This window comes from Rhodobacter sp. P2_H5, assembly GCF_056403335.1.
The window spans coordinates 101464-125493 of the sequence record NZ_JBFUFS010000007.1 but is presented as its reverse complement, the minus strand read 5'-3'; the positions used below and the strand labels follow the sequence as shown (position 1 = coordinate 125493).

Here is a 24030-nt window from a genome sequence, read left to right as displayed (position 1 = left end):
CGATGTCCCAAGCGAGCCCAGGCCCCGACGCCGAAGGCACGCCCAAGACGGCGCGGGGGTCTGATCGTATCGTACTTTCGGTCGACGCCATGGGTGGCGACCGCGGACCGGTGGCAGTTGTCGCCGGTCTTGCCATTTGTGCGCCCGAAATGGCCGATGCCGATTTCATCCTCCACGGTGACGAAGCCGAGCTGTCGAAGCTTCTGGCGCGTCAGCCCGCCCTGACGGGCCGGGTGCTGATCCGCCACGCGGCGCGGGTCGTGACCATGCAGGACAAGCCGAGCCAGGTGATGCGGCATGGCGAGGGCACCTCGATGTGGGGCGCCATCGATTCCGTCCGCTCGGGCGAGGCCAAGGTGGCGGTATCCTGCGGCAATACCGGGGCGATGATGGCGGTGGCGATGATCCGCCTGCGCAAGCTGCCCGGCGTCAACCGCCCGGCGATCGCCTGCCTGTGGCCCAGCCGCAATCCGGGCGGTTACAATCTGATGCTGGACGCCGGCGCCGATATCAAGGCCGATGCCGCCGACCTCGCGCAATATGCGCTGATGGGGGCCTCCTACGCGCGCAACGGCATGGGTCTGACCCGGCCGCGCGTCGGGTTGCTGAACGTCGGCACCGAGGAACACAAGGGTTCCGCCGAGTTGAAGGCCGCCAGCGACCTGATCGCCGCCGCCGCCGTGATGGGCGACTATGACTATATCGGCTATGTCGAGGGCGTCGACCTGCCCTCCTCGCGGGTCGATGTGATCGTGACCGATGGCTTCACCGGCAATGTTGCGCTGAAAACCGCCGAGGGCACGGCGCGGCTGATCTCGGATTTCCTGCGCGAAGAGCTCAACGCCTCGATCTTCTCGCGGATGGCCGCCGTGCTGTCCCTGACCACGCTGAACCGTCTGCGCAAGCGGATGGACCCGCGGCGGTCGAATGGCGGGGTGTTTCTGGGGCTGAACGGCATCGTGGTGAAATCGCATGGCTCCTCGGATGCCACCGGGGTCGCGGCGGCGCTGGACATGGCTTACAAGCTGGCGAAATCCGGTTTCCGCGAAAGGCTTGCGGCGCGGGTTGCATCCACTTTGGCAAGCGGGCAGAGTACCGCAGGGGGGGCCGCGACTTTGGCTCCGGATGCGGGAACGGGACAGACTTCATGACATTGCGCGCCGTGGTAACGGGCGTCGGGCACTATTTGCCCGAACGCATCGTGCCGAATTCGGAATTCGAAAGCCTGATCGACACTTCGGACGAATGGATTCGCAGCCGTTCCGGGATCGAGCGACGGCATTTCGCGGCCGAGGGTCAGAACACCTCGGACCTCGCGGCCGAGGCGGCGCGGGCCGCACTCGCCAATGCCGGTCTGGTGCCCGATGACATCGACGCCATCGTTCTGGCGACCTCCACCGCCGATCTGACTTTCCCTTCGGCCGCGACCATGGTGCAGGCCAAGCTTGGCATGACGCGCGGTTTTGCCTTCGACATGCAGGCGGTCTGCGCCGGCTTCATCTTCGCGCTGTCCACCGCCAACGGCATGATCCTGTCGGGCCAGGCGAGGCGCGTGCTGGTGATCGGGGCCGAGACCTTCTCGAAACTGATGGACTGGACCGACCGCGGCACCTGCGTGCTGTTCGGCGATGGCGCCGGCGCCCTGGTGCTGGAGGCGCAGGAGCTTTCGGGCACCAACGCCGACCGCGGCATCCTGGCCAGCGACCTGCATTCCGATGGCCGCTTCAAGGACCTGCTCTACGTCGATGGCGGGGTTTCGACCGGAACCGTCGGCAAACTGCGCATGCAGGGCAAGGAAGTCTTCCGCCATGCCGTTGAAAAGCTGGCCGAATCGGCGCATGGCGCGCTGGAGAAGGTCGGGCTCTCGGGTGAGGACGTCGACTGGATCGTGCCGCATCAGGCCAATATCCGCATCATCGAAGGCACCGCCAAGCGGATGCAGCTGCCGATGGAGCGCGTCGTGGTGACCGTGCAGGACCATGGCAACACCTCGGCCGCCTCGATCCCGCTGGCGCTGTCGATCGGCGTAGAGCGCGGCCAGATCAAGCAAGGCGACCTTCTGGTCACCGAGGCGATCGGCGGCGGCCTCGCCTGGGGTGCCGTGGTGTTGCGCTGGTGACATCTGCCGGACCGGAGGGTTTCACACCCTCCGGACCTCCCGTGGGATATTTGCCTCTGGATGAAGGGGGGTGCGGGGGGAAAGTGGCCCCTTTGCCCGGTACTTGGTGACATGGGGCCGCGGTTTACCCGGCCCCTGGTTCTCCCGGCCCTGCGCCCAGTGAAGCCAGCATCTAAAGAACGCGCGCCAAGCCCTTGTTCCAAGGCATTCTTATTGACTCGCATTTTGATCCGCTACATCCTTTTGGAAACACCAGAGGGGGACAGCATGGCTGAAAAGACGCTGACACGCATGGACTTGAGCGAATCGGTCTTTCGTGAAGTGGGCCTGTCGCGCAACGAATCCGCCCAACTGGTGGAATCGGTGCTGCAATATGTCTCGGACGCGCTGGCCGCGGGCGAGACGGTGAAGATCTCTTCCTTTGGCACCTTCTCGCTGCGCTCCAAGACCGCGCGCGTTGGCCGCAACCCCAAGACCGGCGACGAGGTTCCGATTTCGCCGCGCCGGGTTCTGACCTTCCGTCCCTCGCATCTGATGAAGGATCGCGTGGCGGGCGGCGGCAAGTAAGGGCGGTCAGGCCGGATGGACAAGGCACCGGACGCTTTCCGAACCATTTCCGAAGTGGCCGATGTGCTGGAGACCCCCGCCCATGTGCTACGGTTCTGGGAAAGCCGGTTTCCGCAGATCAAGCCGGTGAAGCGGGCCGGCGGGCGGCGGTATTACCGACCGGCGGATGTGGCCTTGCTGTCGGGCATCCGGCATCTGTTGCATGTCGAGGGGATGACGATCCGCGGCGTCCAGAAAATCCTGYGCGAGCAGGGCATCCGCCATGTTGCGGCCCTGGGCGGCGTCTTGGGCGCTGTCGATCTGGAAGAGGCGGAGGACGTGATCTCTGCCGAGGCCGTGGCGCCTTTCGAGACGGAAGAGGCCGCACCGCCGCTGATGGGCCAGGTTCTCGCGATGCCGAGCGGCGCGGGGCCGCTGCGCCCGGTCGCTGATCCGCCGCCGCAGGGCGCCGGGGCCGCCGTGCAATCGCTGTTCCCGACCCTGCCCGACATGCGCCCCCCCGCGCCCGCGCACCTTCTTGCCGAGGCGGAGGAGCCGGTCATCGACGATTCGCCCGATGCCCTGCCCGCCGAGCCGGGACCGGCGGAGGCAGCACTCGCCGGGGCCATTCCGCGCGCGGGCGAAGGCGGCTTTCTCGCCTTCTCTGCGCCGCGCCGCCCGAAGGCCGCGCCCTCCGGCGAGCCACCCAAGCAGGCCAAGCTGCCGCTGGACGAACCGGTGCCCGAGGCGCCGCATATCTTTGTCGAAGACGAGGCCGAGGCGCCCGAGGGACGTCTGCACAGCTTTGGCGCACCCGAGGCGCTGGATCAGGATGCCGCCGATGATTCCCTGATCGCCGCCTACGACATCCCGCTCTCCGACTTTGTCGAACCGCCGGTTGCCGATGTGGTGGATACCAACCAGAGGATCGATTCCGCAGCGCCCGAGCTTCCTGCGACGGAGGGCCTGCCGCTGCCCGACCTTTCGGGCCTCGCCGCCCGCCTGCGCGCGCTGGAGGGGCCGCTGTCGCCCGCCACGCAGGCAAAGCTGGCGGAACTGCACCCGCGTCTTGGCCTCCTCCTGGCCCAGATGGTCGAGGCGCAGCGGCCGCGGCGCTAGGCCCGCCATGCGCCAGGCTTGGCTCCGTGGTGGCCTCGTCATGCCCATGTCATATCCCGGACCAGAGATGAATTTTCCTGCTTGCCCCTGCCCGGAATATCGCTATGTATCGCCTCCATCGTCGGGTCGTAGCGCAGCCTGGTTAGCGCGTCCGTCTGGGGGGCGGGAGGTCGAGAGTTCGAATCTCTCCGGCCCGACCATTAAAGAAACCGCTCGTAGGGCCGCTGGCCTTGCGGGCGGTTTTCTCTTTGAAGCCACAGACTTGCGCGGAGGAGTTGCAGCATGACCGACCCAGAGCACATGGCCGGTGTCCTGCCCTCGCAGCGCCTGCGCCAGCTGATTGCCACGGGCGCCATCACCGGCCTGCCCACCATCGAAGCCGCCCAGATCCAGCCCGCCAGCCTCGATCTGCGGCTCGGGACCCGGGCCTACCGGGTGCGCGCCTCCTTCCTCGCCGGGGCCGGCCGCAAGGTGGCCGAACGGCTGGAAGAGTTCACCATGCACGAGGTCGACCTGACCCAGGGCGCCGTGCTGGAAAAGGGCGCGGTCTATGTCATCCCTCTGATGGAGGGGCTGGCCCTGCCCGAAGGCCTCTCCGCCGTGGCCAATGCCAAAAGCTCGACCGGGCGTCTGGATCTGCTGACCCGCACCATCATCGATGGCGGCACCGAGTTCGACCGCATCCCCGAAGGCTACCACGGTCCCCTCTATGCCGAGGTCTGCCCGAGGAGCTTTTCCGTCCTCGTCCGTCCCGGCCAAAGGCTCAACCAGATCCGCTTCCGCCTTGGCCATGCCACCCTTTCGGACGAGGCCCTGCGCGAACTCCACGCGACCGAGCCCCTGGTCTCCGGCACCCCGGTGATCTCCGAAGGCCTCGGCTTTTCGGTCGATCTGCGCCCGACCGCAGGCGACCTCCTCGGCTACCGCGCCAAGCCCCATACCGGCGTCGTCGACCTCGACCGCATCGGCCACTACCCCGCGCGGGAGTTCTGGGAGGAGATTCGCGCCACCAACGGCCAGATCATCCTCGACCCCGGCGCCTTCTACATCCTGGTCAGCCGCGAGGCCGTGACCATCCCCCCCGACTACGCCGCCGAGATGGCACCCTACCTCGCCATGGTCGGCGAATTCCGCGTCCATTACGCCGGCTTCTTCGACCCCGGCTTCGGCCATGCCGCGGCCGGCGGCGCTGGCTCGCGCGGCGTCCTCGAAGTGCGCTGCCACGAAGCGCCCTTCGTGCTCGAACACGGCCAGGTCGTCGGCCGCCTCGTCTACGAAAAGATGGCCGCCCGCCCCGACATGCTTTACGGCATGGGCATCGCCTCGAACTACCAAGGCCAGGGCCTCAAGCTCGCCAAACAATTCAAACTTGTCTAAATTTTTTCATTGGTCCCCAAATATCCCACGGGGGTCTGGGGGACGCCCGGCCGCGCAAAGCTTTGCGCGGCGTTCTTCGCTGAAAACCTTCCACTGGAAGGTTTTCCGGGCGCTCATCACCCCAGCCGGGTCCGCCGAGCGCCCTATTGGATCGCGGGTGCCACCATGGCTTCCGGCTCCGGTCCCTGCCCCACGGCCAGGGCCTCGGCGCGGACAATCCGGGCGATCTGGGCGCAGTCTTCCGGCGTGAAGGTCAAGGGCAGGCGCAGGTCGATCAGCCCGGCGAGGATCCGGTCGCTTTGCGGCAGGCTTTGCGGGCTGGCATAGCGCCAATGGTCATAGCGCGAGGTGAAAGCCACCGGGTCCGGCGCGCCGAACCATTTCAGCTCCACCCCGCGTGCCACGCTGCGGGTCAGGAAGGCCGCGATCCGCGCCGGTGACCAGTCCGGCAGCAGGAACTGGAAGGAGGAGCCGACAAAGCGTTCCGCCGCGGGCCGCGCGACCAGATGCAGACCCGGGGTGGCGCGCAGGCCGGTCTCTAGGGCGCGGTACAGGGCCTCCCAGCGGGCGACGCGGTCGGGCAATTCCTTCAGCTGCGGGCGCAGGATGGCGGCGCGCAGATTGTCCATCCGGCCGGACACGTTCGGGACCTCCATCCGCACAGTCTCGAACACTTCGGGCGGCGGGGCGGCGCGGTGTTTGGCGTAGAGCATATAGCTGCCCGACAGCAGGATCGCCCGCGCCATCAGCTCGGCATCGTCCGAGATCAGAAACCCGCCCTCGCCCGAGTTCACATGCTTGTAGGTCTGCATCGAATAGCAGGCGATCTTGCCATGCCGCCCTGAAGCGACGCCGTTCCACGCCGCCCCCATCGTATGGGCGCAATCCTCGATCACCGTCAGGCCCAGCCCGTCGCAAAGCCGCATCAGGGCCTCCATGTCGCACAGATGCCCGCGCATATGCGACAGGAGCAACAGCCGCGCCCCGCTCACGCGGGCCTTGGCCTCCAGATCGGCGAAGTCGATCACGAGGTCTTCCGTGACCTCGACAAAGACCGGGCTGCCGCCACAGGCCGCAATCGCCCCCGGCACCGGGGCCAGGGTGAAGGCATTGGTCAGCACGGGCTCCCCCACCCGCAGTTGCAGGGCGCGCAAGGCACAGCCCATCGCATAGCCGCCCGAGGCCACGGCGAGGCAATATTTCGCCCCGGTCAGCGCGGCGAATTCCTCCTCCAGAAGCGCCGTCTCGGCCACTTCGCCGGGGGCGGTGTTGTAGCGATGCAGCCGGCCATGGCGCAGCACGGCGATGGCGGCCTCGATCCCGGCTTCCGGGATCGGCTCCTGCTGGGTGAAACTGCCGGTGAAACGTTCCTGCATCCCGTTGGGCAAAGTGTCATTCATTCCGCCGCATCCTTCATCAAGATCGCCTCATCCCGCGCATGGCCGATCAGCCAGAGAAACAGGACCAGGGTCAGCGCCATCCCTGCACCTGCCACAAAATAGGACACATTGGGCGATTGGAAAGGCGCTTCTTCCGACATGAAATAGCCGAAGAGCTGGGCAAAAAACACTGTCCCGAGCAGCATCGCCACATTCATGATCGCCGACAGCCCGCCCTGCAGCTCGCCTTGGGCATTCTCGGGCACGCGTTTGGACATCAGCGCCGTCAGCATCGGATGGACAAAGCCCTCCGGCCCATGCACGAACATCAAAAGCACCACCATCGGCAGGGTGCCGACAAAGCCATAGCCCGTCGCCACCAGCCCGGCGCAGAGAAGCCCGATTGCCACCGATTTCCGTTCGCCGAACCAGGCGATGAAGCGACCCGAGAGCCCGCCCTGAAACCCCGCCATCACCAGGCCGAACAGGGCGAGCGACAGGCCCACCGTCGCCTCGGACCAGCCGAAGCGCGCCTTGCCCCAGAAGGGCCAGATCGCGGGGTAGATCGAGCTGAAGAAGAAGAAAAAGGCCAAGACCAGACACATGGGCAAGACGCCCTTGTAGCGGGCAAAGACCCGGAAGGCGCCGAAGGGATTGGCGCGCGCCCAGTCAAAGGGGCGGCGGTTGGCGGGGGTCAGCGTCTCGGGCAGCACAAACAGCCCATAGATAAGGTTGAGGCCCGAGATCAGTGCCGCGACATAGAAAGGCACCCGCGCCCCGAACTCGCCCAACAAGCCGCCGATGGCCGGACCTATGACAAAGCCCAGACCGAAAGCCGCGCCCATCATGCCAAAGGCCTTGCCGCGGCCCTCGGGCGGGGTGATGTCGGCGATATATGCATTGGCGATCACCCAGGAGGCGCCACAAACCCCGGCGAGGATGCGCCCGAAGAACAGCCAGGCCAAAGTCGGCGCCAACGCCTGCGCCAGAAAGTCGACGCCGAGGCCGAAGATCGACAGCAAAAGCAAGGGCCTGCGCCCGAAGCGGTCCGAGAGGTTGCCCATGAAGGGGCCAAAGCCGAACTGTGCCACCGAATAAGCCGCCGCCATCCAGCCGCCGATCCGCGCCGCCTCGGCCAGGTCGACATGGCCCACCGTCTCGATCAGCTTGGGCAGCACCGGAATGATGATGCCAAATCCCACCATGTCCAAGAGCACGGTGATCATCACGAAGGTCACGGCATGGCGTGAGGCGGGCGCTGGGGTCGCGTCCGGCATGGGTCTCTCCAATATCATCCGACGTTGTGGCCGGGTTTGTCTCAGGAAATCAGGCGCGAGACTAGCACGGGAAGGTCATCGTAATGTCGCAGAAGCGCATCGGGCGACAGGCGGCTGACGCCCTCGCCTTCCGGCCCGAAGGTCACCAGCACAATCGGCACCCCCGCCGCCCGCGCCGTATCGCGGTCGGTTTGCGTGTCGCCGATCAGAAGCGAGCGTTCGGGCGCCCCCCCGGCCCGCGTCACCGCCATGCGGTAGGGCAAGGGATCGGGCTTGCGCACCGGGTAGGTATCGGCCCCGATCAGCGCGCCGAAAAGGTCGCTGATGCCGAGACGGCGGACCAGTTCGACGGCAAGCCCCTCGGGCTTGTTGGTGCAGATCGCGGTGGCATAGCCCGCAAGGCGCAAGGCCTCGACCGCCTGCACGGCGCCGGGGTAAAGCTGCGTTTCGCGATCCAAGCCCTCGGCGTAATGCGCCAGAAGGTTCGGGTATTCGCGACTGACATCCTCTTCGGTCCAAGGCGCATCAAGCCGCGAGAAGCCCAAGCGCAGCATCGCCCGCCCGCCATGAAAGGCGGTCAGGGCATCGCCCGGGCCTAACAGCGGCCCATGCCCCAGCCGGTCAAAGCATTCATTGGCCGAGGCGAGCAGATCCGCGCTGGTATCGGCCAGCGTGCCATCCAGATCAAAGACCACCGTGCGCATTTCGCCTCCAAACCGGCCTCTTGGCCCGTGCTGTAACATCGCGTGAAGCCTTGCCCCTTGCGGGCCGGCTCTTGCGGGGTAAAACGGGGCAAGAACAAAGGAAAGAGCGGATGCAGGTTTCATTGATCGTTTTGGCGGCTGGCATGGGAACACGGATGAATTCCGACCTGCCCAAGGTGCTGCATAAACTCGCCGCCGTGCCGATGCTGCACCATGCGCTGGCCGCTGGCCGCGCCTTGGAGCCGTCGCGCGTCGTCGTCGTCACCGGGCATGAGGCCGAGGCCGTGGCCAAAGCGGCAGCGGAGTTTGACGAGGCGGTGGAAACCGTGGTCCAGGACCCGCAACTGGGCACCGCCCATGCCGTGGCCCAGGCGGCCCCCCTGCTGGCCGAGGCCGAGGGCGAGGCCATCGTGCTTTACGGCGACACGCCCTTCGTGCGGCCCGAAACCCTTGGCCTGATGCTGGAGGCGCGGGCGATCCATGACGTGGTCATCCTCGGCTTCAATGCCAAGGACCCGGGCCGCTATGGCCGCCTGATCGTTCAGGGCGATCAGCTGGAAAAGATCGTCGAGTTCAAGGATGCCACGGCGGCGGAGCGCGAGATCACTTTGTGCAATTCGGGTGTGGTCTGTGCTTCGGCCCGGACGCTGTTTGCGCTGGTCTCTCAGGTCAAGAACACCAATGCGGCGCAGGAATACTACCTGACCGATGTGGTTGAACTCGCCCGGGCGGCGGGCATGTCGGTGGGCTTTGTCACCTGCCCGGAATCCGAGACGCTGGGCATCAACACCCGTCAACAGCTCGCCGCAGCCGAAGCCGCCTTCCAGACCCGGATGCGCGCCGAGGCTTTGGAGACCGGCGTCACCCTCACTGCCCCCGAAACCGTCTTCTTCGCGCTGGACACCTGGATCGGTCGCGATGCGGTGGTGGGGCCGAATGTGATCTTCGGGCCGGCGGTCACGGTGGAATCCGGGGCCGAGATCAAGGGTTTCTGCCATCTCGAAGGCTGCCATATCTCGCGCGGGGCCACCGTCGGCCCCTTCGCCCGCCTGCGCCCCGGCGCGGAACTGGCCGAGGATGTCCATGTCGGCAACTTCGTCGAGATCAAGAATTCCGTGCTGGATGAGGGCGTCAAGGTCGGGCATCTGACCTACCTTGGCGATGCCCATGTCGGCGAATTCACCAACATCGGCGCGGGCACCGTGACCTGCAACTACGATGGCGTGATGAAACACCGGACCGAGATCGGCAAGAATGTCTTCATCGGGTCCGATACCATGCTGGTCGCTCCGGTTGTGGTCGGCGATGGCGCAATGACCGGCTCGGGCTCGGTCATCACCCAGGATGTGCCGGCCGAGGCCGTGGCGATCGGCCGGGCGCGGCAGGTCACCAAACCGGGTCTCGCCACCGTGCTTTTCAACCAGCTCAAGGCCCGGAAAGCCGCGAAAGGAAAATCATAATGTGCGGGATCGTCGGCGTTCTGGGCAATCACGAGGCCGCCCCGCAACTGGTCGAGGCGCTGAAGCGGCTGGAATATCGCGGCTATGATTCCGCGGGCATCGCCACCGTGAACAACGGCACGCTGGACCGCAGGCGCGCGGTGGGCAAGCTTGTGAACCTGTCGGACCTGCTGGTCCACAACCCGCTCGCCGGGAAATCCGGCATCGGCCACACGCGCTGGGCCACGCATGGCGCTGCCACAACGCTCAACGCCCACCCGCACCGCTCCGGCCCCGTCGCGGTGGTGCATAATGGCATCATCGAGAACTTCCGCGAGCTGCGCGCCGAACTCGCCGCCGCTGGCCTGACCCAGGAATCCGAGACCGATACCGAAACCGTCGCCCTTTTGACCCGCCACCTGATGGATCAGGGCCGCACCCCGGTGGAAGCCGCGCGCGAGACCTTGAAGCGGCTGCACGGCGCCTTCGCCCTGTGTTTCCTGTTCGACGGCGAGGATGATCTGATGATCGCCGCCCGCAAAGGTTCCCCCCTCGCCATCGGGCATGGCACGGGCGAGATGTTTGTCGGCTCCGACGCCATTGCCTTGGCCCCTATGACCGACCGGATCACTTATCTGGAGGAAGGCGACTGGGCCGTCATCACCCGCAAGGGCGCGCAGATCTTCGATGCCAGTGACCGTCTGGCCAACCGCGCCGAGAGCCGGATTCAGGTCGGTGCCACGACAATTGAAAAGGGCGGCTACAAGCATTTCATGGCGAAAGAGATCGCCGAGCAGCCGGTGGTCATCGCCGATGCCTTGAAGCGCTACGTCGCTGCTGGCCCCAGCCTGCGCCTGCCGGACGAGGTCGATTTCACCGGGGTGGACCGGCTGACGCTGGTGGCTTGCGGAACCGCCTCCTATGCCTGCCATGTCGCGAAATACTGGTTCGAGCAGATCGCGGGCCTGCCCTGCGACATCGACGTGGCCTCGGAATTCCGCTACCGCGAGCCGCCCTTGTCGGACAAATCCTGGGCCCTGTTCGTCAGCCAGTCGGGTGAGACGGCGGATACTCTGGCCGCACTCCGCTACGCCAAGGAGCGGGTTGCCAAGGTCGTGGCGGTGGTCAATGTCGCCACCTCCTCCATCGCGCGGGAAAGCGATCTCGCCCTGCCGATCATGGCGGGGATCGAGGTCGGCGTGGCCTCGACCAAGGCTTTCACCTGCCAGCTGATCACGCTGGCCCTTCTGGCCCTGAAGGCGGCGCAGGACCGTGGGCGCTTGGATGCGCAGGCGATGGCCGGGCATCTGAACGACCTTGCCGCCCTGCCGGGGCTGATGAACCACGCGATGGGCCTGTCCGACCAGATCGCCACCATCGCCGAGGAACTGGCCGAGGCGCAGGATGTGCTGTTCCTGGGCCGGGGGGCCATGTATCCGCTGGCGCTGGAAGGCGCGTTGAAACTCAAGGAAATCAGCTACATCCACGCCGAAGGCTATGCCTCGGGCGAGTTGAAGCACGGGCCCATCGCCCTCATTGACGCCCGCGTGCCGGTGATCGTTCTGGCGCCGCGCGATGCGCTTTTCGACAAGACGGTGTCGAACATGCAGGAGGTGATGGCCCGCCACGGCAAGGTGCTGCTGATCTCGGACGCGCAGGGCGTGGCCGAGGCGGGCAAAGGTGTGTGGCGGTCGCTGACCATGCCGCAGGCCTCGCCGCTTTTCGCCCCGGTGCTTTACGCGGTGCCGGCGCAATTGCTGGCCTATCACACCGCCATCGCCAAGGGGACCGATGTGGACCAGCCGCGCAACCTCGCGAAATCGGTGACGGTGGAGTGAATGGCCAAGCAATTCGAGGGCTTTGACGCCGATCACACCGCCTTCATCGCGGCGCAGGCGATCTATTTTGTCGCCTCCACCGCCCCCGAGGCGCGGATCAACCTGTCGCCCAAGGGCATGGACTCCTTGCGCGTCCTTGGCCCCAACCGGCTGATCTGGCTGAACCTGACCGGTTCGGGCAACGAGACGGCGGCGCATCTGAGCCTTGACCCGCGGATGACCGTGATGTGGTGCAGCTTCGGGACCCGCCCCCTGATCCTGCGTGCCTTCGGGACGGCGCGCTGCCTGCACCGCACCGACCCCGATTGGCCGGAGCTGATGGCGGTGCTGCCGCAAAGCCCCGGCGCGCGGCAGATCTACGACATGACGGTCGACCTTGTGCAGACCTCCTGCGGCTATGCGGTGCCCTATATGGACAATGCCCGCGAAAGGCCGACGCTGCGGACCTGGGCCGAGGGCAAGGGGCCGGAGGGGCTTGCGGACTACTGGGACACCAGAAATCGCGAGTCGATCGACGGTTTGCCGACCGGGATCGAGGCCAATCTTTGAGCCAAGGCGGCGCGCAGGCATAATTCGCGACTCTTGAGCATGGAAACGCTTGCAAAACAGGCGGCTTGGCTGTTGATGCGGCCAATCCAACTCTTAGCCGCGAATGTGCCGCCATGACAATTGATCCGCTTCACCCCGACCTGTCGCGCCGTGACGTCCTGCGCACGGCCCTTGCGGGGGGCGCCTTCTTCCTTCTGCCCGAACTGGCCCGCGCCCAGACCAAGGCCACCGGCCAAGGCAAGGCCACGCCCTTCTCTTTCGACATCCTGAAAGAGATGGCACGCAGCCTGTCGGCCAAGCCCTATGCGGCGCCCAAGGAGGCCGATGGCAAGATCCTCGACCAGATCGACTATGACGCCCACAACGCGGTCGAGTTCAGGAAGGACGCCACGCTCTGGCTGGACGACGGCGAGACCTCGCCGGTGCAGCCCTTCTTCCCGGGCCGCTATTTCCGCACCCCGGTGCGGATCTTCACGCTGGATCAGGGCATGGCGACCGAATGGCCCTTCTCTCTTGACCTGTTCAAGATCCCCAAGGACAACCCGGCCCGCAAGCTGACCCATACCAAGGGCTTTGCCGGCTTTCGCGTGATGGATGCGAAGTCCGAGCGCGACTGGATGGCCTTCCTCGGCGCCTCCTACTGGCGGACCGAAGGGTATTCCGGCCAGTTCGGCCTTTCGGTGCGCGGTCTGGCGATGGACACCGCGATCCCCGACGGGCCGGAAGAGTTCCCGCTCTTCACCCAGTTTTGGCTGGAACCGGCCGCCAATGGCGACATGACCGCCTATGCGCTTTTGGAAAGCCCGCGCGCCACCGGGGCCTACAAGATCGTTTCGACCCGCGACAAGGGCGTGATCCAAGAAGTGACGGTCAGCCTGTACCTGCGCGGCGATGTCGAACGGCTGGGCATGGCGCCGCTGACCTCGATGTATTGGTTCGGCAAGCATGACCGGTCCATCGCAATCGACTGGCGCCCCGAGGTGCATGACAGCGACGGGCTGGAGATTCACACCGGCGCGGGCGAGAAGATCTGGCGTCCGCTGAACAACCCGCCGCGCAACATGGCCAATGCTTTCTCCGCCCCCGGGGTCAAAGGCTTTGGCCTGATGCAGCGCGAAAGGGATTTCACGCAATATCAGGATGATGGCGTCTTCTACAACAAACGCGCCAGCGCCTGGGTCGAGCCTTTGGGCGATTGGGGCGATGGCGCGGTGTCCCTGGTCGAGTTGCGCACCGTGGACGAGACGCATGACAATATCGTCGCCAGCTGGCAGCCCGGCCCGGCGGCCAAAGCGGGCAATTCCTATGACTTCGCCTACCGCCTGTCCTGGGTCGAGGATTGCCCGGTGCCGCCGGTCGTGGCGCGCTTTGTGGCGACAAGGATCGGCGTCGGCGGGGTGCCGGGACAGGACCGTCAGCCCGATGTGGTGAAGGTGGTCTGCGATCTGGACAACCGCGGGATGGAAGCACTGACCCGCGCCGATGGGGTCGAGGTCGTGGCCAGCGCCTCGCGCGGCAAGATCACCGCCCCGGCGGTCTATCCGGTGGTGGGCGAGCCGAACTGGCGGACGATGTTCGACCTCGACATCTCGGAAATCCCGGCAGGCGACGACACCCCGATCGACCTGCGGATTTTCCTGAGCCAAAAGGGCCAGGCCAAAAGCGAGACCATGCTGTTGCAGCTGTTCCCCTCGCAGCTGCGCCATCTGCTGGCGACTGCGCCATGAGCGTCCTTGTAAGCGACGCTTTGGCGGCTTTGGAGGCTTTGGCAGATCCTGCCAAAGCCGAGGCGGCGCAGGCCTATCACAAAACCGAACGGCCCTATCTGGGCGTGACCGTGCCGCAGATCACCGAACTGGTTGCCGCCTGGCGGGCCGAACTGGACTTGCCGGGCCGGGTGGCGCTCGCCTCTGGCCTCTGGGCAAGCAACATCCACGAAGCGCGGGTGGCGGCGGCCAAGCTTCTGGTGCAGGCGCGAATGGCCGATGATGGCGCGGTCTGGGATCTGATCGCCTCCTGGGTGCCGGGGCTGGACGCCTGGGCGATTGCCGATACCGTGTGCGACGCGGGCGGGCGGCGGCTGATGGCCGACCCCTCCCGGCTCGATCAGGTCGAGGCCTGGACTTTGTCGGAAAACATGTGGACAAGGCGCGCCGCGCTGGTGATGACCCTGCCCTGGACCAAGCAGAATTTCCCCAAAGATCAAGATCTTGCGATCCGTGAACGGGTGCTCGGCTGGTGCGTCAGCTATGCCGCGGACAAGGATTGGTTCATCCAGAAGGCGGTGGCCTGGTGGCTGCGCGATCTGTCCAAACACGATGCCGGCCGGGTCGATGCCTGGCTCGAAGAGCATGGCATGACGCTGAAGACCTGGGCCCGCAAGGAAGCCGGGCGGCTTTTGCCGCAAGATGGGCAGATTGCCCATCCTACCGGACAGGACGCGCCTAGTGGAGACGAAACTCTCCCGTGACATTGCGCCACTCACCGGGGGAGATCATCTTCCGGTGGGTGAAGCGCACCGAATGCAGCGGGCCGTCGAGCTTTTCCTGCCAGAATTCGATGAACTTGAAGAGCGTCGGATAATCCGGCGCCAGATCATAGTCTTGCCAGATGTAGCTGTTGAGGACATGGCGGTAATCCGGCATCCGGTAGAAGAATTCCGCCGTGGTCAGCCCCCAGCCTTTCAGCATCAGTTCGGTTTCACTTGGACCGGTTTGCGAGCGCATGTGTGCCTCCTGTACTGCCTGATGAACCCAGTGTGACAAAGACGGATTAATTTGCAATTAAAACAGTGTGTTGTCACTCTCTCCCCGTGGCTGCCAGCATAAGAATCCAGCCCGCCTTGCACCTTGCCTCTGCTATGGGGTAAACTGCCGCCAACACGATCCTGACCTTGCACATGAAGGCGCGCCCCACGTGAGCGACACCACAGAACCACCGGAAAACACAGAAGATTCCCCGCGTCCGACCTATCACGGCCCGCAGGTGGACATCTCGACCGAGATGCGGACGGCCTATCTGGATTATGCGATGTCGGTCATCGTCAGCCGGGCCATTCCCGACCTGCGCGACGGCCTAAAACCTGTGCACCGCCGCATCCTTTTTGCGATGTCGGAAACCACCAACACGCATGACAAGCCCTACCGCAAGTCGGCGCGCCCCGTGGGCGACACGATGGGGAAATACCACCCCCACGGCGACTCGGCGATCTATGACGCTCTGGTGCGGATGGCGCAGCCGTTTTCGATGAGCCTGAAGCTGCTCGACGGTCAGGGCAACTTCGGTTCGATGGACGGCGATAACGCGGCGGCCATGCGCTATACCGAAGTGCGGATGGACAAGGCGGCCTCGTTCCTGCTGGCGGACATCGACAAGGATACCGTTGATTTCCAGGACAATTACGACGGCAAGGACAAGGAGCCGACCGTCCTTCCGGCCCGCTTCCCCAACATGCTGGTCAATGGCGCCGAAGGCATCGCGGTCGGCATGGCAACCCGCATTCCGCCGCACAACCTTGGCGAAGTCATCGACGGCACGCTGGCGCTGATCGAAAACCCCGACCTTTCAACCGAGCGGCTGATCGAGATCATCCCGGCGCCCGATTTTCCGACGGGTGCCCTGATCCTTGGCCGCTCCGGTGCCCGCAAAGCCTATCTCGAGGGTCGCGGTTCGGTCATCATCCGGGCGAAAACCCATATCGAAGAGGTCCGCAAGGACCGCTTCGCCATCGTGATCGACGAGGTGCCCTATCAGGTCAACAAGGCCCGGATGATCGAGATCATCGCCGAACAGGTGCGCGAGAAGAAGATTGAGGGCATCTCCAACGTCGCCGACGAATCCGACCGGATCGGCGTGCGCGTGGTGATCGAGCTGAAGCGCGACGCGACGCCGGATGTGGTGCTGAACCAGCTCTTCCGCTTCTCGCCGATGCAGACCTCTTTCGCCTGCAACATGCTGGCCCTGAACGGCGGCCGGCCCGAGACCCTGATGCTGCGCGATTTCCTCACGCATTTCATCACCTTCCGCGAGGAAGTTGTGGCGCGCCGCACCGCCTTTGAACTGCGCAAAGCCCGCGAGCGGAGCCATATCCTGTGTGGTCTGGCCGTGGCCGTCTCAAACGTCGATGAGGTGGTGCGCACCATCCGCGCCTCCGCCGACGCCGCCGAAGCGCGTGAAAAACTGATGACGCGGCGCTGGCCCGCCGCCGAGATTGCCGCCTATATCCGGCTGATCGACGACCCGAGCCATACGATGAACGACGATGGCACCTATAACCTGTCGGAAGCCCAGGCCCGCGCCATCCTGGAACTGCGCCTGCAGCGCCTGACCGCCCTCGGGGTCAAGGAAGTCACAGACGAGCTGGAAGAACTGGCCGCCAAAATCCAGGATTACCTGGAGATTCTGGGCTCCCGCGACCGGATCATGGCGATCATCTCGGATGAACTCCGCGAAGTGAAGGCCCTGTTCGCCGTCCCCCGCCGGACCGAGATTGTCGACTGGTCGGGCGATATGGAGGACGAGGACCTCATCGAGCGTGAGGATATGGTCGTCACCATCACCTCGGGCGGCTATATCAAGCGCACGCCTCTGGCCGAATTCCGCCAGCAGAACCGCGGCGGCAAGGGTCTGTCCTCGATGCAGACCAAGGATGACGATGTGGTGACCACGCTGTTTGTGGCCAACACGCACACCAACCTGTTGTTCTTCACCACCGATGGCATGGTCTACAAGCTGAAGTGCTGGCGCCTGCCGCTGGCGGGGCGCACCGCCAAGGGCAAGGCCATCGTCAACATCCTGCCGATCGTGCCGGGCATTTCGATCGCCGCCCTGATGCCGGTCGATGTGCCCGAGGAAGACTGGGACAGCCTGCAGATCGTCTTCGCCACTTCGGACGGCGATGTGCGGCAGAACGATCTGTCGGACTTCACCAACGTCAAACGCAACGGCAAGATCGCGATGAACCTGCCGGAGGGTGTGACTCTGGTCAACGCCGCCATCTGTGACGATCAGGACGATGTGATGCTGGTGACCGCTCTGGGTCGCGCCATCCGCTTCTCGACCACCGAAATCCGCGTCTTCAAATCGCGGGGGTCAACCGGCGTGCGCGGCATCCGTCTGGCCGAGGGTGACAAGGTCGTCTCGATGTCCGTCATCGGCCATTTCGAGGCCGATCCGGCGGAACGTGAGGCTTACCTCAAGCAGCGCCGCCTCATGGCCGGTGTGACGGAAGAGGCCGAAAGCGACGAGGAAGAAACCGTCGAGGCCGGCCAGCTTTCCCCCGAACGCTATGCCCAGATGTCGGCGGCCGAGGATCTGATCCTGACCATCACCACCTCGGGCACCGGCAAGCTGTCCTCCAGCCACGACTACCCGGTGCGCGGACGCGGCGGCATGGGGGTCAAGGCGATGGATTCGGCCATGCGCGGCGGCAATCTGATCGCCTCCTTCAAGGTGGATCTGTCGGATCAGATCATGCTCGCCACCTCGACCGGCCAGTCGATCCGGGTGCCGGTCGACCAGATCAGCTTCCGCTCGCGCGGGGCTGGTGGGGTCAAAGTGCTGAACACCCGCGACGGCGAAGAGGTCGTCTCGGTCGCCCGCGTGCCGGAACAGGACGAGGAATGATCGAAGGCCTGACAGCGCGGCTGGACGACCTGGCCGCGCTGAACCAGACGGTGACCTATGGCAAGCTGGCGCGCGATCTGGGCCTGACCGGCCCCGCCACCATCGCCCGCCTGACCGCCGCCCTGGAGGCGCTGATGGAGGAGGATGCCGCCCTGGGCCGTCCCTTCCGCGCCGTGGTCCTGTCGGGGCGTCTGGCTCGCGACCTGCCCGCGCAAGGGTTCTTCGACAAGGCCGCAGCCCTTGGCCGCTACCGGGCGCAGGACCCCGAGGCCTATATCGCCGAGGAGCGCCGTGCGCTCCATACCCTCCAGCGCCAGCTTGGTGCAAACGAGCCCATCTAACCCAAACCCTGTGCAAAAATGCAGAGCGACCCTGCGGTGATCGGCGTATATTGGCCGATCCACTTGCGGTAGTGCTGCCCGATGCCCAATGCGGCCCCTCAAAGGATCACGATCTTGAACAAACTGAACGCTTACGTCCCCTTCGTCGCCCGCCTTCTGATGTCGGTGCTTTTCATCGTTGCGGCCTATGGCAAGCTGTCGAATGTCGAGGGCTTTACCGGTTACCTGACCTCGGGCGGCCTGCCGGCTTTCCTCGCCTGGCCCGCAATCCTGTTTGAGGTAATCGTGGCCGCCTCGTTGATCCTCGGCTACCAGCTGCGCATCGTGGCCCTTCTGGCGGCTGGCTTCTGTGTGCTGACCGGCCTGATGTTCCACTTCGTCCCGGCAGATCAGATGGCGATGACCATGTTCTTCAAAAACCTTGCCATGGCTGGCGGCTTCCTGATGTTCTACGTCCACGGCGCCGGCAAAGTGGCGCTCGACAAAGCCTGATCTACACGGCCAGAGTTCGACGGGGTCCGGGGGATGTCCATCCCCCGGCCTTTCCTTTTCCCGCGACATCGCCTAAATCCGCCGCATGGAACCCTTACACATCATTGGCGGCGGCATGGCAGGCTCTGAAGCCGCCTGGCAGGCCGCGCAAGCCGGCGTCCCCGTGGTGCTGCACGAGATGCGGCCCCAGGTCAAAACCTTTGCCCACCGCACCGGCGACTTTGCCGAGATGGTCTGCTCGAACTCCTTCCGCTCGGACGACAGCGAGCAGAATGCCGTGGGCCTCTTGCATTGGGAAATGCGCGCCGCCAAGGGTCTGATCCTTGAGGCAGCCGAGGCGCACCGCCTTCCCGCCGGCGGCGCCCTGGCCGTGGACCGCGACCCTTTCGCGTCTTACGTCACCGCCAAGCTGAAATCACACCCGCTGATTTCCGTGTCCTATGAAGAAGTTACCGAACTTCCTTCATCCGGCCATTGGGTGATTGCGACCGGCCCCCTGACCTCCTCCGCCCTTGCCGAGAGCATTCGCGCCGAAACCCATGCCGAGGCTTTGGCCTTCTTCGACGCCATCGCCCCCATCGTCTATGCCGATACGGTCGACATGTCGGTAGCCTGGATGCAAAGCCGCTACGACAAGGGCGAGACGCTGGAAGAGCAGACCGCCTATATGAACTGCCCGATGACGAAGGAGCAGTACGAGGCCTTCATCGCGGCCCTTCTGGCGGCAGACAAGACCGAGTTCCACGAGGGCGAAACTGCCGGCTATTTCGACGGCTGCCTGCCGATCGAGGTCATGGCCGAACGTGGCCCGGAGACCCTGCGCTTTGGCCCGATGAAGCCGGTCGGTCTGACCAATCCGCATGATCCGACCGTCAAGGCCTATGCCGTGGTGCAACTGCGCCGCGACAACAAGCTTGGCACGCTCTACAACATGGTCGGCTTCCAGACCAAGATGAAGTACGGCGCGCAAGCCTCTGTTTTCAAGATGATTCCGGGGTTGGAGAATGCCAGCTTTGCAAGGCTCGGCGGCATCCACCGCAACACCTTCATCAACTCTCCCACCTTGCTTGATGACCAGATGCGCCTGAAATCGCGGCCGAACATCCGCTTTGCCGGCCAGATCACCGGGGTGGAAGGCTATGTCGAATCCGCCGCAATGGGCCTCGTGGCTGGCCGGATGGCCGCCGCCGAACTCAAGGGGCAAAGCCTGCCGCCGCCGCCGCCCGACACGGCCATGGGGGCGCTCATCACCCACATCACCGGCGGGGCGGAGGCCAAGACCTTCCAGCCGATGAACGTGAACTTCGGTCTCTTCCCGCCGATCGACGCCAAGGGCGGGCGCCGCGGCCGCAAGGACCGCTACAAGGCTTATACCGACCGCGCCAAGGCCTCTTTCACCCAATGGCTCGCGTAACCCGCTTCGCACCCTCGCCGACCGGGCCGCTCCATCTGGGCCATGCCTATGCCGCCCTGATCGCCGCCGCCCGCGGCGACAGGTTTCTGGTCCGGATCGAGGATATCGACCGCATCCGCTGCAAACCGGAGTATGAGGCCGCGATCTACGACGATCTGCACTGGCTGGGCCTGAGCTGGGAGGAGCCGGTGATGCACCAATCCGCCCGCCAGCCCGCCTATGACGCCGCTCTGGCGCAGCTCACCGCGCTCGGTCTGACCTATCACTGCACCTGCACCCGCGCCAAGATCGGGGCCGACATCCGCGCCGCCCTGAGTGCCCCGCAGGAAGGCACCGATGGCCCGATCTACCCCGGCACCTGCCGCGAGGCGGGCCACACAAGCGGCGCCCTGCGGCTGAACCTGACCAAAGCCGCCGCCCTCTTGCCGACGTTAAGCTTCACCGAAACTGGCATACACCCCGGTTCCTATGCCGTGCCTCCCAGCGATCTCATCATCACGACCGGAGACGTCATCCTCTCCCGCCGCGATATCGGTGTCGCCTATCACCTGGCCGTGGTGGTCGATGACGCGGCACAAGGCATCACGGAGGTCACGCGCGGTGAGGATCTGTTTGCCGCCACCCCGCTGCACACAGCCCTCCAGCACCTGCTAAACCTGCCGACACCGCAGTACCACCACCACGCGCTGATCCGCGATCCCCAGGGCAAGCGCCTCGCCAAACGCGACGACGCCCGCGCCCTGTCGAAATACCGTGCCGAAGGCGCCAGCCCGCAAGACATCCGTCGCCTGATCGGGCTCTGACCCATTTCATTGGTCCATAAATATCCCGCAGGGGGTCCGGGGGGCGCGAAGCCCCCCGGCCTTGGCGGCCGCAGGCCCAAGCCCTGACCTGTCAGGGCTTCTTCGGCCCATCGAGGTGCTTGCGCAACCGCGAAGGCGTGTTGAACTTGGGGTTCTTGAAGGGGTTCTTGTCGCCCTGTGACCGCAGCATCAGGCGGATCGGCGTGCCGGGCATGTCGAAATGCTCGCGCAACCCGTTGACCAGATAGCGCTTGTAGCTGTCGGGCATGTCCTCGGGGTGGGAGCACATCACCACGAAACCCGGGGGCCGGGTTTTCACCTGGGTCATGTAGCGCAGGCGGATCCGCTTGCCGCCCGGGGCCGGTGGCGGGTGGGCCTCGGTCATCGCACCCAGCCAGGTGTTCAGGCGGTTGGTCGCCACCCGGCGGTTCCAGACGGCATGGGCCTTCAGCACAGCCTCGTGCAGGCGGTCCATGCCGCGCCCAGTCTTGCCCGAGATCGTGACCAAGGGCGCGCCGCGCAGCTGGGGCAGCAGGCGTTCGAACATCTCTTTCAGTTCGGCCAGCTTTTCCTGCTTCTCGTCCTCAAGATCCCATTTGTTGATCGCCACGACCACGGCGCGCCCCTCGGTCTCGGCATAGTCGCAGATGCGCAGGTCCTGGGTCTCGAAGGGGATTTCCACGTCGAGCAGGACCACCACCACTTCGGCAAAGCGCACGGCGCGCAACCCGTCGGCGACCGACAGTTTCTCAAGCTTTTCCACGACCTTGCCGCGCTTGCGCATCCCTGCCGTATCGAAAATCCGCATCGGCGTGCCGCGCCAATCGGCCTTGACCGAGATGGCGTCGCGGGTGATGCCGGCTTCGGGCCCAGTCAGCAGGCGGTCATAGCCGAGGATCGTGTTGATCAGCGTCGATTTCCCGGCATTCGGGCGGCCGATGACGGCGATCTGCAAGGGATGCTCGGCCGAAGGCGCAAAGGATTTCTCGTCGCCCTCTTCCTCGGCCTCTTCTTCGCTGATCTCGACATCGACCAGCGGTGCATCGGCCTCGGCCCGCGCCTTGAACAGCTCTTCATAGGGCTTCAGGGCGTTGTAGAGGTCGTCGATCCCCTCGCCGTGTTCGGCTGACAGGCGGATCGGCTCGCCCAGACCCAGGCTCCAGCCTTCCAAGGCACCGGCGTCACCGGCCTTGCCCTCGGCCTTGTTGACCCCAAGGATCACCTTGGCGCCCTTCTTGCGCAGGATCTCGGCGAAGGTCTCGTCGGAGGGGGTCACGCCGACGCGGCCGTCGATCAGGAACAGGCTGACGTCGGCCATATCCACCGCGCGTTCGGTCAGGCGGCGCATCCGGCCTTGCAGGCTGTCGTCGGTGATCTCTTCCAGACCCGCTGTGTCGATCACGGTGAAGCGCAGGTCAAAGAGCTTGGCATCGCCCTCGCGCAGGTCGCGCGTCACGCCGGGCTGGTCATCGACCAGCGCCAGCTTGCGGCCCACGAGCCGGTTGAAGAGGGTGGATTTGCCCACATTCGGGCGCCCCACGATGGCGAGGGTAAAGCTCATCTGCATTCCTTGCGCGTTTGCAAGAGGGTGCCTTACACCGGAACCCGGTCAGCGGAAAGCCAGAAGTTGACCCTTGGTGTTCATCACGACCAGCAATCCCTGCGCCAGCGCCGGCGGCGTCGCCGCCCCGCCCGGGATCGCGACCTGGGCGGCAAGGCTGCCATCGGTTGGATTGAAGGCGCGCAGGTAACCGTCGGAGGTGACGACCACGACATGACCGCCCGCGAGGACCGGACCGAAGCTTGCATAAACCGCCTGCTGCTTCTTGGCCTTGTCCTTGACATAGAAGGGCAAGGCCACCGACCAGATGGTCGATCCGTCCTTGGCCGACAAGCGCACGAGGCGGCCATCGTCATTGGCGACAAAGACCGAGCCGCCCACCACCAGAGGCGGGCTCAAGGCGCCCTCCTCGGCAGTCCAGAGCCGCTGGCCGCTGGCCAGGCTATAGGCCCCGGTGCGCCCGCCCTGGGTGCCGACATAGATCGTCCCGCCCGACAGGACAGGATCACCGGTCACATCGCCCGAATCCGCGCCTGAACGGCCCAGGCGGCGGCCCGAGACGGCGGCGGTCCAGGTCTCGGCTCCGGTGGCGGCATTGACCCCGGCCAGGATTCCGCTGGCGAAGGGCAGGACCACGGTATTGCCCTCGACCGCCGGAGAGGCGCCGGCATCGAAGCGGAAGGACTCGACGCTGTCGGCCCCGGTGTATTGCCAGACGAGCCGGCCCGAGGCGGCATCCAGCGCCACGGCGCTGCCGTCATTGTTCAGGACATAGACCCGGTTGCCCGCGACAGCCGGCGCGCCGGCCGGCATCGCGTTCATCCGCTGACGCCACAGGATGCGGCCATCGGCGGCGTTGAGCGCCACCGTCTCGCCATAGCCGGTCGTCGCAAAGACCCGGCCCGCATCGACCGAAAGCCCGCCACCCGACAGGCCGCCGCCGTTGTCGAAGGCCGCCGTCAGGTCGGTGTGCCAGACCGTCCCGCCCTGCAGCGCGACCGCCGTCACCCCGGCGCCGGAATCCATCGCGAAAGCCATGCCGCCGGCGATCACCGGGGCGGCGTTGATCCGGTTCTTGTGCGAATTGCCCTTGCCGACCTGCGCCGACCAGACCAGTTGCGGGGTGGCGGACAACAGGGCATGCGGCCCGGCATGGCGGACATTGCCGCCACGCTGCGGCCAGTCGGCGTTGGAGATCATCGCCGGCAGGCCGATCGGCACCGCCTGGTTGGCGGGCAGATCCGGCGGCGGCACCGGCGCGGGCTGGCCATCGACCGGGATCGAGGCTTCCAACGGCGCACGCACCGGAAAGCGCGTGCCCTGCAGGATCACTTCCTTCTGACAGGCCGCAAGGAGCCCCGCCGCCGCCGTCAGCGCCAGAACCGGAAACCTGATCTTCACGCTGCGCATGCTGCCCAAACCACCACCAAGTGCCATCTGAATTCCT

General features: G+C 65.5%; 21 protein-coding genes and 1 tRNA gene. 16 read left to right on the top strand and 6 right to left on the bottom strand.

The genetic code is table 11. The features are described 5' to 3' along the window. Positions 1-2 precede the first annotated feature (2 nt). The 6 genes from plsX to AC1DVR_RS11820 all read left to right on the top strand — a co-directional run bounded on the left by plsX (position 3) and on the right by AC1DVR_RS11820 (position 5161). Positions 3-1151 carry a phosphate acyltransferase PlsX gene (plsX, locus tag AC1DVR_RS11845; RefSeq protein WP_478000776.1) on the top strand — a complete coding sequence of 383 codons (1149 nt, stop codon included), beginning with the start codon at positions 3-5 and terminating at the stop codon, positions 1149-1151. Then, positions 1148-2119: a beta-ketoacyl-ACP synthase III gene (locus AC1DVR_RS11840; RefSeq protein WP_478000775.1), complete on the top strand. Its 972-nt coding sequence runs from the start codon at positions 1148-1150 to the stop codon at positions 2117-2119. The genes plsX and AC1DVR_RS11840 overlap by 4 nt, the downstream gene beginning before the upstream one ends. A gap of 267 nt (positions 2120-2386) precedes the next feature. Beyond that, complete coding sequence (gene ihfA, locus AC1DVR_RS11835; protein ID WP_478000774.1) at positions 2387-2686, top strand: integration host factor subunit alpha; 300 nt, start codon at positions 2387-2389, stop codon at positions 2684-2686. 15 nt (positions 2687-2701) lie between these two features. Further along, positions 2702-3784 carry a MerR family transcriptional regulator gene (locus AC1DVR_RS11830; RefSeq protein WP_478000773.1) on the top strand — a complete coding sequence of 361 codons (1083 nt, stop codon included), beginning with the start codon at positions 2702-2704 and terminating at the stop codon, positions 3782-3784. A 122-nt stretch (positions 3785-3906) separates the two neighbouring features. Beyond that, positions 3907-3984, top strand: a tRNA-Pro gene (locus AC1DVR_RS11825). 100 nt (positions 3985-4084) lie between these two features. After that, entirely contained in the window at positions 4085-5161 is a 1077-nt protein-coding gene (locus AC1DVR_RS11820) for a 2'-deoxycytidine 5'-triphosphate deaminase (protein WP_478000893.1), read from the top strand. A gap of 143 nt (positions 5162-5304) precedes the next feature. Here AC1DVR_RS11820 and AC1DVR_RS11815 read toward each other — a convergent pair whose 3' ends face one another. From AC1DVR_RS11815 to AC1DVR_RS11805, 3 genes are read right to left on the bottom strand one after another with little or no spacing between them, the layout of a single operon-like run. Continuing rightward, on the bottom strand, positions 5305-6537 hold the full coding sequence (locus AC1DVR_RS11815) for a DegT/DnrJ/EryC1/StrS family aminotransferase (protein ID WP_478000892.1): 1233 nt from the start codon (positions 6535-6537) through the stop codon (positions 5305-5307). Between the two features lie 20 nt (positions 6538-6557). Further along, positions 6558-7817, bottom strand: a complete 1260-nt coding sequence (locus AC1DVR_RS11810; protein WP_478000772.1) for a TCR/Tet family MFS transporter — start codon at positions 7815-7817, stop codon at positions 6558-6560. Positions 7818-7858: 41 nt separating this feature from the next. Next, positions 7859-8521, bottom strand: a complete 663-nt coding sequence (locus AC1DVR_RS11805) for an HAD-IA family hydrolase (RefSeq protein WP_478000771.1) — start codon at positions 8519-8521, stop codon at positions 7859-7861. Between the two features lie 110 nt (positions 8522-8631). Here AC1DVR_RS11805 and glmU point away from each other — a divergent pair, with 110 nt between their 5' ends. The 5 genes from glmU to AC1DVR_RS11780 all read left to right on the top strand — a co-directional run bounded on the left by glmU (position 8632) and on the right by AC1DVR_RS11780 (position 14817). After that, the gene (gene glmU, locus AC1DVR_RS11800; protein WP_478000770.1) at positions 8632-9981 is read left to right on the top strand and encodes a bifunctional UDP-N-acetylglucosamine diphosphorylase/glucosamine-1-phosphate N-acetyltransferase GlmU; all 1350 of its coding nucleotides are present in this window, start codon (positions 8632-8634) and stop codon (positions 9979-9981) included. Continuing rightward, positions 9981-11798, top strand: coding sequence for a glutamine--fructose-6-phosphate transaminase (isomerizing) (glmS, locus tag AC1DVR_RS11795; RefSeq protein ID WP_478000769.1), 1818 nt, complete (start codon positions 9981-9983; stop codon positions 11796-11798). Before glmU ends, glmS begins: the two co-directional genes overlap by 1 nt. Next, the gene (locus AC1DVR_RS11790) at positions 11799-12347 is read left to right on the top strand and encodes a pyridoxamine 5'-phosphate oxidase family protein (protein ID WP_478000768.1); all 549 of its coding nucleotides are present in this window, start codon (positions 11799-11801) and stop codon (positions 12345-12347) included. It begins immediately after the preceding gene. 113 nt (positions 12348-12460) lie between these two features. Then, on the top strand, positions 12461-14074 hold the full coding sequence (locus AC1DVR_RS11785; protein WP_478000767.1) for an OpgD/OpgG family glucan biosynthesis protein: 1614 nt from the start codon (positions 12461-12463) through the stop codon (positions 14072-14074). Further along, positions 14071-14817: a DNA alkylation repair protein gene (locus AC1DVR_RS11780; RefSeq protein WP_478000766.1), complete on the top strand. Its 747-nt coding sequence runs from the start codon at positions 14071-14073 to the stop codon at positions 14815-14817. Before AC1DVR_RS11785 ends, AC1DVR_RS11780 begins: the two co-directional genes overlap by 4 nt. On the opposite strand, the gene AC1DVR_RS11775 is transcribed toward AC1DVR_RS11780, so the two are convergent. Further along, positions 14792-15073: an usg protein gene (locus AC1DVR_RS11775; protein WP_478000765.1), complete on the bottom strand. Its 282-nt coding sequence runs from the start codon at positions 15071-15073 to the stop codon at positions 14792-14794. The genes AC1DVR_RS11780 and AC1DVR_RS11775 overlap by 26 nt on opposite strands. 190 nt (positions 15074-15263) lie before the next feature. Here AC1DVR_RS11775 and gyrA point away from each other — a divergent pair, with 190 nt between their 5' ends. The 5 genes from gyrA to gluQRS all read left to right on the top strand — a co-directional run bounded on the left by gyrA (position 15264) and on the right by gluQRS (position 21022). Beyond that, positions 15264-17972 carry a DNA gyrase subunit A gene (gene gyrA / locus AC1DVR_RS11770; RefSeq protein ID WP_478000764.1) on the top strand — a complete coding sequence of 903 codons (2709 nt, stop codon included), beginning with the start codon at positions 15264-15266 and terminating at the stop codon, positions 17970-17972. Next, on the top strand, positions 17969-18313 hold the full coding sequence (locus tag AC1DVR_RS11765) for a hypothetical protein (protein ID WP_478000762.1): 345 nt from the start codon (positions 17969-17971) through the stop codon (positions 18311-18313). Before gyrA ends, AC1DVR_RS11765 begins: the two co-directional genes overlap by 4 nt. Positions 18314-18427: 114 nt before the next feature. Continuing rightward, positions 18428-18805, top strand: a complete 378-nt coding sequence (locus AC1DVR_RS11760) for a DoxX family protein (protein ID WP_478000761.1) — start codon at positions 18428-18430, stop codon at positions 18803-18805. A gap of 85 nt (positions 18806-18890) precedes the next feature. Then, on the top strand, positions 18891-20219 hold the full coding sequence (trmFO, locus tag AC1DVR_RS11755; RefSeq protein WP_478000760.1) for a methylenetetrahydrofolate--tRNA-(uracil(54)-C(5))-methyltransferase (FADH(2)-oxidizing) TrmFO: 1329 nt from the start codon (positions 18891-18893) through the stop codon (positions 20217-20219). Further along, positions 20207-21022, top strand: coding sequence for a tRNA glutamyl-Q(34) synthetase GluQRS (gene gluQRS / locus AC1DVR_RS11750; RefSeq protein WP_478000759.1), 816 nt, complete (start codon positions 20207-20209; stop codon positions 21020-21022). The genes trmFO and gluQRS overlap by 13 nt, the downstream gene beginning before the upstream one ends. Before the next feature lie 91 nt (positions 21023-21113). Here gluQRS and der read toward each other — a convergent pair whose 3' ends face one another. Beyond that, positions 21114-22583, bottom strand: a complete 1470-nt coding sequence (gene der, locus AC1DVR_RS11745) for a ribosome biogenesis GTPase Der (RefSeq protein ID WP_478000758.1) — start codon at positions 22581-22583, stop codon at positions 21114-21116. 48 nt (positions 22584-22631) lie between these two features. Beyond that, complete coding sequence (locus tag AC1DVR_RS11740) at positions 22632-24020, bottom strand: outer membrane protein assembly factor BamB family protein (RefSeq protein WP_478000757.1); 1389 nt, start codon at positions 24018-24020, stop codon at positions 22632-22634. Positions 24021-24030 lie beyond the last annotated feature (10 nt).

Excerpts from the sequence above, each read along its gene's own strand:
- AC1DVR_RS11765 (WP_478000762.1), top strand. The coding sequence starts at position 17,969 with ATGATCGAAGGCCTGACAGCGCGGCTGGACGACCTGGCCGCGCTGAAC.
- AC1DVR_RS11815 (WP_478000892.1), bottom strand. The coding sequence starts at position 6,537 with ATGCAGGAACGTTTCACCGGCAGTTTCACCCAGCAGGAGCCGATCCCG.
- plsX (WP_478000776.1), top strand. The coding sequence starts at position 3 with ATGTCCCAAGCGAGCCCAGGCCCCGACGCCGAAGGCACGCCCAAGACG.
- AC1DVR_RS11780 (WP_478000766.1), top strand. The coding sequence starts at position 14,071 with ATGAGCGTCCTTGTAAGCGACGCTTTGGCGGCTTTGGAGGCTTTGGCA.
- AC1DVR_RS11820 (WP_478000893.1), top strand. The coding sequence starts at position 4,085 with ATGGCCGGTGTCCTGCCCTCGCAGCGCCTGCGCCAGCTGATTGCCACG.
- AC1DVR_RS11840 (WP_478000775.1), top strand. The coding sequence starts at position 1,148 with ATGACATTGCGCGCCGTGGTAACGGGCGTCGGGCACTATTTGCCCGAA.
- ihfA (WP_478000774.1), top strand. The coding sequence starts at position 2,387 with ATGGCTGAAAAGACGCTGACACGCATGGACTTGAGCGAATCGGTCTTT.
- der (WP_478000758.1), bottom strand. The coding sequence starts at position 22,583 with ATGAGCTTTACCCTCGCCATCGTGGGGCGCCCGAATGTGGGCAAATCC.
- gluQRS (WP_478000759.1), top strand. The coding sequence starts at position 20,207 with ATGGCTCGCGTAACCCGCTTCGCACCCTCGCCGACCGGGCCGCTCCAT.
- AC1DVR_RS11805 (WP_478000771.1), bottom strand. The coding sequence starts at position 8,521 with ATGCGCACGGTGGTCTTTGATCTGGATGGCACGCTGGCCGATACCAGC.
- AC1DVR_RS11740 (WP_478000757.1), bottom strand. The coding sequence starts at position 24,020 with ATGGCACTTGGTGGTGGTTTGGGCAGCATGCGCAGCGTGAAGATCAGG.
- AC1DVR_RS11810 (WP_478000772.1), bottom strand. The coding sequence starts at position 7,817 with ATGCCGGACGCGACCCCAGCGCCCGCCTCACGCCATGCCGTGACCTTC.
- trmFO (WP_478000760.1), top strand. The coding sequence starts at position 18,891 with ATGGAACCCTTACACATCATTGGCGGCGGCATGGCAGGCTCTGAAGCC.
- AC1DVR_RS11775 (WP_478000765.1), bottom strand. The coding sequence starts at position 15,073 with ATGCGCTCGCAAACCGGTCCAAGTGAAACCGAACTGATGCTGAAAGGC.
- glmS (WP_478000769.1), top strand. The coding sequence starts at position 9,981 with ATGTGCGGGATCGTCGGCGTTCTGGGCAATCACGAGGCCGCCCCGCAA.
- glmU (WP_478000770.1), top strand. The coding sequence starts at position 8,632 with ATGCAGGTTTCATTGATCGTTTTGGCGGCTGGCATGGGAACACGGATG.
- AC1DVR_RS11785 (WP_478000767.1), top strand. The coding sequence starts at position 12,461 with ATGACAATTGATCCGCTTCACCCCGACCTGTCGCGCCGTGACGTCCTG.
- AC1DVR_RS11790 (WP_478000768.1), top strand. The coding sequence starts at position 11,799 with ATGGCCAAGCAATTCGAGGGCTTTGACGCCGATCACACCGCCTTCATC.